We start from the raw sequence: 11968 nt of genomic DNA on the forward strand, positions 1-11968 counted from the left end.
GAAGCATACGTGAATAAAATCGTGTGAGATGGGTAATATTGTGTACGTCATAAATCCAAACGAGAGAAGGAAACCGACATGAGCAAAAAAAACATAGAGCAGGATACGCACCCTACTCCCACACCTGACTTTATTATTACACCTGTCGATCAGCAGGATGCTGCCCCGACAGATATGGTGAGTGAGGCTGTCGAAGAAATCATGGATAAGGTTGAAGACACATTCGACGGTAAATCAGATGATGAGAAGCAGCAAAGCAACAAATAGACATCGAACAAAGACACCCTTATCGGTGTCTTTGTTTGTTTCTTATTCTTTAACCGATCCCAACGTTATGCCATGAATGAAAAAGCGCTGCAACAGTGGGTAAACGATCAGTACAGGGATCATCGCGATAAAAATTTTGGCCGCATTCAGAGTCTGATTGGATAACTCACTCATTCTTTTTAACTGCTCGGTATTCAAGGTTGAAGCATCAATAATGACAACCAGCTGCTGAATGTACGTTTGCAGCGGATAATGGTCGGCTCTCGACATCAGCACCAAACCGTTAAAAAATTCATTCCAATGATACACAATACTGAACAAGGTTACTGTAGCAAGAACCGGAACCGCAAGGGGAATATACAGCTTAACCAGCATGTACCAAGGACCCGCACCATCAACCAACGCCGCTTCCTCCAGCTCTTTGGGTAAATTACGGAAATAATTAACGACCAGAATGACATTAAATACCGGAACGCTGTGTCCAAGCACAAGTCCCCAAATATTATTGATCAGGCCAAGCGCCTTGACCGTTTGATACCATGGAATCAGACCACCGTTAAACAACATGGTGAACACCAATATCCACATCAGTATATTTCTGAGCCGAAAATCTTTTGTTGTTTTGGATAATGGATAAGCCATGAGAACCGTTACGACAAAGCTGACAACCGCGCCCAACACCACTCGCTGAATCGAAATCCAGAACGAGTTGAAAAATTTGCTGTCATCCATAATCTCACGGTACGAGTTCAAATTAAATCCAACTGGCCACAATCTTACCTGCCCGGCTGCCGCTGCCGAATTCTCACTGAGCGAAACCGCCAGCGTATACCAGATCGGCAAAATACACAGGAGCGATACACCGACCAGCAGCACTATCAATACAATATCAAACAATTTGGACCCCAGTGTTGCTTCCTTAACCATAACCATCCTCCTTTCACCAACTGTTTCAACCGTTCATCTATTAAAAAATACGATAATTTGCATATTTGGAAGCCATGAAATAAGAGCAGGTGATAAGAATAAAGCTGACAACCGACTTCAATAGCCCCGCTGCTGTCGCCAGTCCATACTGCAAATTCACTAATCCTGTCCGGTAAACCCAGGTATCGATAATATCGCCCGTGGAATATACGAGTGGATTATACAGATTGAAAATTTGATCGAAGCCGGCATTCAAGACATTGCCCAGACTTAATACAGTGAGCAGAATCACTGTTGTCGCTATTCCCGGAACCGTGACATGGAATAGGCGCTGCAAACGGGTTGCACCATCCATCGCCGCTGCTTCATACAAGGAAGGATTGATTCCGGTTAAAGCTGCCAGAAAAATAATCGTATTAAATCCAAATTCCTTCCAAACGTCGCTTCCTACAATAATAAAAGGAAACAGGTCCGCCCTCGCAAAAAATAAAATCCGCTCTCCCCCGAGCGCCGACAGCATATCATTAATCGGGCCTTTGTAGGCAAAAATATCAAGAAGTATCCCCGAAAGAATGACCCACGACAGAAAGTGCGGTAAATAGACGATGGTCTGAATCCATCTTTTCAATATCATAATTCTTAATTCATTGAGCATTAAAGCAAAAACCAACGGAACCATCAGATTGGCGATAATTTTCATGACCGCAATAAAAATCGTGTTTACAAAAATGGTCTGGCTATCCCCGAGCGAAAACATATACGTGAAATTATCCAGACCTACCCATTCCGAATGCAGCATGCCCAAACCCGGATTGTAATCCTGAAATGCGATGACGAAGCCGAACATCGGAACAATACTGAACAGGGTCAGCCAAATAAAACCCGGCAGGAGCATGATATAGTAGTGCTTGGCAAAACCTTTTGTTACCAATGCTTTTCACTCCTTAAGTGAAGTGCGGTGAAGAAGAGAAGAGAGCAGTTCCGGCTGCCATGTGGTTCTACGATTGCTGTTGTTTGCAGATTTCTTCATTATATAAAACATTTATAGGTTGAAATTTGCATACAAAGGCACCGCTTCGCTATCTCCGAATCCACATGGCAGCCTCCACCTCTTATTCACCGCACTTCCTAAACTCGCACAATATAAAGATGGTTCATGGCTTCGCGCCATTTTCCCATATAACCGCTTATCGATTACTGCTTGGCAGCCTCATCCACCTCGGCAGTGATTTGGTCCCCGCCTTGTTTTTTCCAATCCTGAACGAATTGGTCGAACGTCTCAAGAGGTGCGGCGCCCATAATAATTTTCAGGAATGTTTCCTTTTCCAGCTTGTCGAGGGTTGCCCATTTGCCTTCCATCGTTTTGGTTTGGGAATACGTCACACTGTAGGTTTTCTTGTACGGCTGTTGAAGTGCAGCCACACCTACGAATGTAGAATACATCCGCTTCCATACACCCAAGTCAGCATTCGGATTCCAATATTCGATATCTACCTTATCGTAGGGCTCCAGCTTCACCTTTTTCACGTTCTCGGCATCAGCCTTGAGCAATTTATAACCCGGGATGTCCAGCTCTTCCGGTTTCTTGGTGCCTGCTAGTACTTCCTTGAGCATTTTATAGGTTACGTCCATTTCGTCCATCGGAGCGAATACCAGTCTTAATGGATAATTATTAATAGCGACTTTCAGGTCGAATTTCGACTCATCACGCAGCAGCAGGTTGACCATCTTGATCGCGGCCTCCGGATGCTCATAGCCTTTGCGAACGACAACAAATTGGTTCGATGGTGTACCCATATGCGGGGTAAATTCGCCCTTGGCGTCAAGTGGAACCGCATAAGCCTGCCAATTGGCTTTCGGATCGTTTTTGATTGCATCTCCCAAAGGGCCATAGCCACCCCACCACATACCAAACCAAATACCCGATTTACCCGCCTTGATCAATTCAGCAGCATCCTTACGTACGCTCATCTCTCGATCAATTAAGCCTTTGGCATACAGGTCACGCAGCTTGGCAAGCGCTTCCTTGGTCTCAGGCGTGATTGAGCCGTAAACAGACTTGCCGTCAGATCCCTTGATCCAGAATCCAGGGTAAGCATGATACGCCGAGAAGATCGGGTCAAAGCCATAATTATTGTTATTCGGTACAATGAAGGTCGCATTCGTAAAGCCACCGGATTGAGGCCCGGTGATCCCTATCGTATCGGCCTTTCCATTGCCGTCAGGGTCCTGCTCGACGAACGCTTTGGCCACCTTTTCCAGCTCATCGATCGTCTTGGGGACCTGTAAACCGAGCTTATCCAGCCAATCCTTACGAATCCACATCATATGAACCATATCAGACTCCGTCGTGACATTTGGCAGCGCCATCATCTTTCCATTGAATGTTACATTTTTAGTGGCCAATCCCTTGGTCGTTTCAATAATGCTTTTAATCGCAGGTGAAGCAAATTTACTATAAACGTCGGTTAAATCGGCGAGCTGTCCTGCCTTGACCATCTGTCTAAGCTGTGTATCATTGACAATCATCGTGTCCGGCAGGTCGTTACTGGCTATGGATAAATTAACCTTTTGGTCGTAATCTTTACCTTGAGCTGCCTGCCAAATCATTTTGGATTCAATATTCAGCTGCTCTTTGACATATTTGGTATACTGGTTGCTTTCCGGCGTATCTCCTGGTGGCAGTGATTTATCAGAGGGATCGATACTTTTTCCAATGTTAATCGTGATCGGTTTGTCATATTTGCCGAATGGATCTGCTGCTACAGCTGCTGACCCTGCGTTCGGTGTACTCGCTGCCGCTTTGGATTCCTCCTTGGTCGAATTCGTATTGCTGCATGCGGTTATCACAATTAACATAGCTGCGATTGAGATCTGGATAGATTTTTGGGTCTTACGCATGTTAACGCCCCCTTCTTTCCTGTACGAATGATCTTGCTGTATAAAAGTAACATATAAATACCGCTTCCCCGGATAGAAAGCGGTTACGGGTTCAGGTAGGTATATGCTCGACAATTTCCCTTCTTCCAAACAAGTCCTCTCGTTGAGCCGACCTCCTTCTACCTATTTATCGGACATTTCCCTACCCTCGCGCATGGTTAGCCTAAATTCACTTGGCAATATGCCGATTTGCTCGCGAAAGGAGCGACTGAAGTATTTCTCGTCCATATATCCGGTATTTTCTGCAATCCAGACAATCGTCTTATTCGTGTACAGCAAGTATTCCTTCGCCTTCTCTAGGCGCAGCTGACGCAAATAATCATTAAATGTTTTCCCTGCGATTTCCTTAAAGCATTGGCTAAAATAACTGCGGCTCATATTGACTCTCCTGGAAATGTCAGCTGCGGTAACCTGCTGGTGCAATTCTTGATGCAGCATCTGAATCGCCTTCATTACACATTCGATCACCTCTGGGGAAAATGCAGGCCTCGCAAGCGCTTTGTGAATCAAATCTCGCACCTGTACGAGCCATTTTTCAACCTTATGCCAGTTGTCAAAGGTAGGATTAAGCTCTAGCTTCACCAGGCCAAGAGGCACGAATAACCGATTCCACTCGTCTGTCAGCCCATATAAAAGCCCGATTAGCTTCACCTGCGACAGCCGCAGCAGCTTAAGCTCATATACAAGCTTGCTGAACACCAGATCGGTATGAATCCATTCATGGGAAGACCACTGACTCTTTAATACATAAGAGTTATCTTCAGAAGAATTCCGTTGGTGATCTGCGGAGTTGTTCATCGTCAAGTAGACAATTGCAGGTTGATCAGGATCATAATCATAAAAAAATTCCTTCTCCCTGTACTCCCGTAACCATCGATGTATCTCCTGCTGCTTGTGACCCTTTAAACCATCCAAGCCGAACAGCATCCAGCCATGCTGGCCAGCAAGACTGTCGATTAGCTGCTTCATGCGTAGCTGCGCAATCGGGTCTTCCGGTTGAACTGGATTCGACAGCCATAGATTGGGCTCGACCTCAATCCATTGAAGTTCATGAGAACCCAAGCCCTCCTGTTCACTCCAAGGCCTCATCCCTTTAAAGCTTAATTCCTTGTTCAAGGCAATCCATACATAGGCACGATCCAAGCTGAAGCTATCCTCATCCTGAATAACTGGCTTGTTTCCTTCCACCAATAATCCTGCCTGCATAATCCGCTTGTGAATTCGCGCCAGAACTTCTTCAAAGCGTTCCTTCTCCAGCTGTACCTTGGCAATATAGTCAATAGCACCGAGACGCAGTGCCTCCTGCACATATTCAAAATCCTGATGAAGCGTTAATACAACAATATGAATCTGCGGCAACTGCTGACGAACCAACCGCATAAGCTCAATTCCTGACATTACCGGCATGGCCAGATCGGTTAGCAGCAGATCGACAACGTTGGTTTGCAAAAATTCAAGCGCACGCTCTCCATTATTGGCCTCACCCACAACCTGCATATCAAATTCGTGCCAAGGCATTGCCGATATTAAGCCTTTGCGAACTAATTTATCGTCATCCACTACGAGTACTCTAATCATGGATACTTACCTCCTGAACAGGCAGACTTAAAAAAATTGTCGTTCCTTCCCCAATCACACTGTCAATTCTAAGCTCGGCCCGCTTACCATACTGGGACTCGATCACACGTTTTACATAATTCATACCAATCCCCATGCCAACCTTTCGCGTTTCCACTTCCTGATTGTTTAATAAATGACGAATCGTTTCCTCCGACATGCCGGAGCCGTTATCGTGAATCGAAATCTCAATACATTCATTTAATCGGACATTAACCTGTATGTATCCGTCGTCGTTTAATCCATGATAAAGTGCGTTTTCAACAAGCGGCTGCAAAATAAATCGAGGAATCGGCATTTTCAGTACACTCTCATCCACATGAAGCTGAACATCAAATTTAAAATCGTATCGTATTTGCTGCAAGATCAAATACTGCTGCAGTGCGTCAATTTCCTCCTGCATCGTTGCCGCCTCACCCAGCTTGCCCAGGTTATAATACAGCAGCTTGTTCAAGGACGAGACCAGACGGTCAATATCATGCTGACCATTCATGACAGCCAACCAATGCACCGTATCCAATGTGTTCATCAAAAAATGCGGATTAATCTGATACAGCAGCTTCTCCACCTCCAGATCAACCCTCCGCTTCTCCTTCTGCTCTACCTCGCTGAACAGCTCCCAGATTTGCCGCTTCATTTGTCGAAATTGATTGAGTAAGTAATCAAACTCAGGAATTTGGGTCGAGGCGGGTTCATACTGCCTCTGGTTTTGCGCCAGCAGCTTGATTTCTTTATTAAAATGATTTAGAGGGCGATAGACCATTCTCCATAAAATCCAACCGAGCAGCAGGCTCACACCTATAAACAGCAAGGTAATCAGTAATATTTGCACAAACCAGCGGTTCATTTCTTTGTTATAATCAGCTTTCGGAATCAGCGAGATCACGCTCCAACCCTGATTGCTTGTCTCTACGAAACCATAATAGCCATTGTACTCACCCAACTTGCGACCGTCGGTAATCACCGGAAAGTAAGAATCACGCGGAAATATATCGGAGACCTCACTGTAGGCGATTCTGCTGTTGTTGTCCACAATCAGATGGGACGGCCTGCCTCCAAAAGGATCATTATTCAAAATTGTCTGTGTAAGCCGAAACCCGCTTTCAATATACACATAGACATCATCACGATCCGGGAGATCCACCTTCCTCAGTGCCGACAATACGTATTGGTTGTCAAAGCGATTGTTGCTAATATGCGGTCCATAGTAGGAAATCCCATAATATTCAGCAAGCAGCGGCAGTGATTTCAAGGAAAAGTTCTCTTTAACCCCCAGGTTCTCAAAATTGTATGTATCGTCCTGTTTGAAATAATACAGCGTGAGTCCGACCGACGGATTGGTGAACGAAATCAGACTCAGCTCTTGTTTGATTTCATCGGTCATTTGTGCCCTTTCGTAGGGCTGGCTGGCCGAGAGCAGCTGATCCAGCTTCTTGCCTACGGCCCCCTGAAAAGCTAGCTGCTGAGAAACATGATTCAGGTTGGTGATCGTATTTTCCAGTGAAAGCTCAACCTGCTTCAGATTGCTCTGGATACCGGTTTGAATTTTATTGGTGAGCAGCGAGTAGATCGTATAATAAGAAATAAGTCCGATACTGATAAAAGGAATCAGGGCCGTGAATGAAAAAATGATCATAATTCTACGTTTCAAGGTTAAGTAATCATATAAAAAAGAACGCCAACGCTTCATTGTCAACATATTGCTGTGCACATCCTCTTATCCATCTATACGTATAGAATGGCACTTTTGGTAAAATTACGCAATAGAAAGGATGCGTTCCAAGACTTGTATCTGAATTAAACAATCATCCACCTCCTGTACGGGTCAGAACCTAAAAACGGCCGCCTCCAGGCGACCGCGATCCATTCTGAAGCTTATGATGGATCATCCTTTTCCATTGGCAATCCCTCTGTCCTACAAGACGAAGTTTGATCTGATGCCGCTTTTGTTATTTCCTCAAGTCGGATTGCGCCCTCAGAGGATAACCATTGAATCAGAGGCTCCTGCTTTGGATAGTGCTTTTGCCACTTCACCAAAGGGTTCGAAGCATAGGCCGATTGAAACAGGAAAAACATAGCGATTCGGGCCACAGCGACTGGGAGTATATGCTTCTCTTCATCCGTCAGTGGTCCATATCCCTCTATAAAAGTTCTGTCAAAGCTGTAGGCATACTCCGGCAGCAGCACATAGATAACCCATAACGCGTAGGCGACATCGTGAATCCTTGTTCCTTGCTGCATAAAATCAAAGTCCATCACACAGCTGACTTCATCCCCCGTATAACCCAGATTCCAAAAGTGCCAATCCCCATGAAGAACCGCTTTCGGAAGTGAAGCTTCAATCCGCCCCCATTTGTTCGACAAGTCTTCAAGGATGAGCACCATACTGGAAAGCTCGGCTTGAGGAACCATATCAAGACTCTTTAGACGGTCGTTTGCTTGCTTGTAATAAACAGAGCTTCGATAAAAGGACCAGCCCGGTTTAGGACCCGGATGTACATGCTCCAGCGCCTGATGGTAAGCCCTTAAGCTCCGCGCGCTGGCATATACCTGGCTTTCCCGACATTGGAAAGGCTCAACCGCCACAAACGCCGACACCTGAAGCAATTTATCCTTACATCTTATAAAAGAGTCGCCATTCTTCGCCAAAAGAGGTGCCAATACCGGCAGCCCCTTCGCCCTCAGCTCCGCAAGCATTTTTCCCACATATCGCAGATGCTTGATCGTATTATTTTCGTTCAATATTCGAACAACAAATTCACCTTCGCTGGTCTCCATTTTTACATTTGTATTAAATGCTCCACCCAGCTTTCCAAGAACCTTATGAAAACTGCCTATTTGAAATTGCTCGCATATGAGGTTCGGCTTAAAATAATCCTCATTCATCGAAAACTTGGAGTTTCCCATACCGTTCGCTCCTTGCCATCAAGTAATTCGCCCATATCTGATACAGCTCAGGGTCCAAGACTTTAACATGCGTGAGAAAAGAATTTAAAACGTTAAGTTTAGACAACCCTTTGAACATAACCAACGGAATGTGGTATTGCTTTGTATAGCTATTGACTAGATCGATCACTTTGCCAGTTGGTTGGTCCTGATCAATAAAAATATGAAATACCGCGGCATCAATTCGCGTAAACCCAAGCCTTATCATTTCATGAATAATGAATAAAATACGCTCCGTATCGCTTCGAGTCATCGCACCCTTTTTTTTCAAATAACGATCCAGCGATGCTCCCTGTACAAGCTCCATGATCAAGTAATTCGGTCCTGCTTCATACAGCTTAGGAATGACCGGTGAGCCCTCTGCACGGCAATAGGACATGTATTCCATTTGAGCATGCTGTTCATCGCTATATATTTTGATACACCGATCGGAAGCAAGCTTATAGACCCTCCCCTGTTTTCCTTTCCCGATCAATACGGCCCCTTTAAGTAACTCTTGGATATCCAAGCGTTTCACTCCTTTGGTTATGAATCGTATTTTAATATATTCAGCTTGTGCTAATAAAACTTAGGACAATGCTCCGTATCCCACGTATTTGAGCAAAATCCACGAATGTACATATCAACGAATCGCTAGATGACATATGCTTAGAAATAGATACAAGTAACTTGTTTGGGAGGTGAATCATGCAAGCTAACAAGCGAGGAGTGTCTAAGAATCAAATCCTGTCCAGACCAGTCAATAAATCTGCGAACAGCTTCATTCAAATAAGTAAAAATCCTGTCAGCCCACTGATCCCTAACCCTACGGAATCCGCTCTTTCCCCAAGCCTCGCTCCCTCTCTGCGGATACTGATGGTTATTGATCAATTCAATATAGGCGGAACGGAAACTTACACGCTCTCCTTAACCCGCGAGCTTTTGAAAAAAGGGGCTACTGTCATCGTGGCTGGTAAAAAAGGAAAGCTGTTGGACCACTTTCTCGGACTGGGATGCTCTTATTATGAAATCGATTTTGTTCTGGACACCTATGAGCCTGATTCGCAAAACAGGGAACTGTATATAAAATTCATACAATCGATCATAGCTGCAGAACGAATTGATCTGGTTCATGGCCACCAGATACCCTCAGGAAGTGTTGCTATCACCGCTGCGGATCGGATGAACATTCCTTTTGTATTCACAGTGCATGGCACCTATTATGACCCGGAATTCCTCCAACTGCTGCATCAATCCTCGACTGTTACTTGTGTTAGTCCCTCTATACAACGTTCACTGGCAGCAAAAGGACTTGATTCCAATCTGATTCCCAATGGACTCGATGTCATGGAATATCAGCCTTATGCCCTCTTTTATCGGAGGTATCTTCGTCAAAAGCTGGTTATTCCCCAGCAAGCAAAGGTAATCCTGTATGCAGGCCGTCTGTCGTGGGAGAAAGCGGATATTTGTGAGTACATGATTCATGTTACCACTGCCTTAAGATACACGGATGAGCCGAATTTGCATCTGATCATTGCAGGTGGAGGCAACAAGCAAGAGAACATCATCAAACTGGTCAACAACCATCGCAAGGTCACAGATCATCCCTATCTTCATTACGTTGGCGAAGTTACTGACATGTGTGCTTATTACTGTATCAGCGATTATATTATCGGTACGGGACGAATAGCCCTCGAAGCTATGGCTTGTGAACGACCCTTGTTAGCGGTAGGTACACTCGGATTATTGGGATTGGTGAAGCCAGATCTATACGAGAAAGCATGGGATTCGTGGTTTGGCGACCATGATTGCCCACAAATTTTATCAGGCGCCCTGCTCGCCAATCAAATAAAGAGTATGCTGCTTCTGGAACAACAGCAAAAATCGGATATTGTCAAAGCCGGGAGAAAATTCGTGATGGACCGCTTTCACATTTCACAAACGACTGAAAAGCAGCTGAGCTTATACGATCAGGTAATCCAGTCGAAATCTGCACGGAACATTAATTTTTTATGAAGGAGTGATAGTTTTGGAGAACTACCTAATTGGGCCTTGGGACCATCTCACGAACACGCTGCCGCCTGGGACCGTTCTGGAACAATACGTTCCGCCCGAGCTAGAAAAAGTTGCTTACCAGGTGATGGAGCAGTACGAAATGCTTGTATTCGACATGCTGCTGATTACTTCCAAACCCGATAAAGGCGGTGCTATCTGGAGAATTAATACGGATCACGGCCCTCGCAGCCTTAAAGTACTGCACAGAGATCCCAAAAGAAGCCTGTTCAGTGTCGGTGCCCAGCAATATATGGTTGAGCAAGGTGCCAAGGTACCTGCCTTCATTCCCAATAAAGAAAACACGTTGTATGTTGAAGCCGGTGGCAAGCTATGGATCGTGACGGATTGGATTGAACCGCTGCAGCAAGTTTCAAAAATCGATCTGGAAGGTGCCGTCGCGCTTTGCTACGGTCTTGGAGAATTTCATAAGCATTCCCAAGGATATGCCCCTCCATTCGGTGCGGCCAAATCGTCCCGATTATATGGCTGGTCCAACTATTACGAGAAAATTATGGCCAAGATCGGATGGTTCGAGGATATTGCTACGGTCTATCGGGAAACACCATCAAGTGAGCGTTTGCTTTCTGTTATCGATGAGTTTAAAAAACAGGCCCAAGACATATTCTCTCGTTTCCAGACATCGCCCTATTTCAAAATGATAACCAAAGGCGAGCAGCACTGGGGGCTTGCTCATCAGGACTACGGCTGGTCCAACGGTCAGATGGGACCCGGTGGGATATGGGTCATTGATCTGGATGGTGTCGCTTACGACCTGCCCTTCCGTGATTTACGTAAATTGATAACGAGTACTATGGATGATATGGGTAACTGGGACTTGAACTGGATTCGCGGTATGATCGGTGCTTATCACGCGGCTAATCCGATTGATCAGGATATGTTTGAGCTCTTATGGATCGATATGGCGTTTCCTAACGAATTTTACAAGCATATCAAGGAGATCGTGTTTGATCCGAATTTATTTTTGCAGCATGAGCTTGAGCCTATTCTGACAAGGGTGTTGGCAACAGAAAGCAGTAAATGGCAGGCCTTAACCGAGCTAGAACAGGACAAAGCCCTTTATCTACCTGCACAATACTCGACCGAGGAGATCGAATCCAAATGGGAAGTTGTCCGCAAGGATCCTGTTCGACAAGGTATCAGACTTCCTGTGGGCACCGATATTCCACAAATGCCTTGGGCAGCTTCCGAGAAACAGGAGCAAGAGCTTACTCCCGTA

10 protein-coding genes are annotated in these 11968 nt (G+C 45.2%); 3 read left to right on the top strand and 7 right to left on the bottom strand.

Annotation, left to right across the window (positions count from 1 at the left end):
- Window positions 1–78: 78 nt before the first annotated feature.
- Window positions 79–267, top strand: a complete 189-nt coding sequence (locus OB236_RS28080) for a hypothetical protein (protein ID WP_262686879.1) — start codon at window positions 79–81, stop codon at window positions 265–267.
- Between the two features lie 42 nt (window positions 268–309).
- Here OB236_RS28080 and OB236_RS28085 read toward each other — a convergent pair whose 3' ends face one another.
- The 7 genes from OB236_RS28085 to OB236_RS28115 form a co-directional block, all read right to left on the bottom strand.
- Window positions 310–1194, bottom strand: coding sequence for a carbohydrate ABC transporter permease (locus OB236_RS28085; RefSeq protein ID WP_262686880.1), 885 nt, complete (start codon window positions 1192–1194; stop codon window positions 310–312).
- A 40-nt stretch (window positions 1195–1234) separates the two neighbouring features.
- Window positions 1235–2125 (bottom strand): ABC transporter permease, encoded by an 891-nt coding sequence (locus OB236_RS28090; RefSeq protein ID WP_262686881.1) that lies wholly within the window; start codon window positions 2123–2125, stop codon window positions 1235–1237.
- 263 nt (window positions 2126–2388) lie between these two features.
- Window positions 2389–4095, bottom strand: a complete 1707-nt coding sequence (locus OB236_RS28095) for an extracellular solute-binding protein (RefSeq protein ID WP_262686882.1) — start codon at window positions 4093–4095, stop codon at window positions 2389–2391.
- Window positions 4096–4257: 162 nt separating this feature from the next.
- Window positions 4258–5712: a response regulator gene (locus OB236_RS28100; protein ID WP_262686883.1), complete on the bottom strand. Its 1455-nt coding sequence runs from the start codon at window positions 5710–5712 to the stop codon at window positions 4258–4260.
- Window positions 5705–7450 (bottom strand): sensor histidine kinase, encoded by a 1746-nt coding sequence (locus tag OB236_RS28105; RefSeq protein ID WP_262686884.1) that lies wholly within the window; start codon window positions 7448–7450, stop codon window positions 5705–5707. The genes OB236_RS28100 and OB236_RS28105 overlap by 8 nt, the downstream gene beginning before the upstream one ends.
- Window positions 7451–7626: 176 nt before the next feature.
- On the bottom strand, window positions 7627–8658 hold the full coding sequence (locus tag OB236_RS28110) for a phosphotransferase (RefSeq protein WP_262686885.1): 1032 nt from the start codon (window positions 8656–8658) through the stop codon (window positions 7627–7629).
- Window positions 8630–9205: a kinase gene (locus OB236_RS28115; protein ID WP_262686886.1), complete on the bottom strand. Its 576-nt coding sequence runs from the start codon at window positions 9203–9205 to the stop codon at window positions 8630–8632. The genes OB236_RS28110 and OB236_RS28115 overlap by 29 nt, the downstream gene beginning before the upstream one ends.
- 179 nt (window positions 9206–9384) lie before the next feature.
- On the opposite strand from OB236_RS28115, the gene OB236_RS28120 reads away from it, so the two are divergent.
- Entirely contained in the window at window positions 9385–10692 is a 1308-nt protein-coding gene (locus OB236_RS28120) for a glycosyltransferase (RefSeq protein ID WP_262686887.1), read from the top strand.
- 4 nt (window positions 10693–10696) lie between these two features.
- On the top strand, window positions 10697–11968 hold a 1272-nt coding region (locus OB236_RS28125), incomplete at its 3' end, for a CotS family spore coat protein (RefSeq protein ID WP_408638522.1).

It is taken from the genome of Paenibacillus baimaensis (assembly GCF_025567575.1).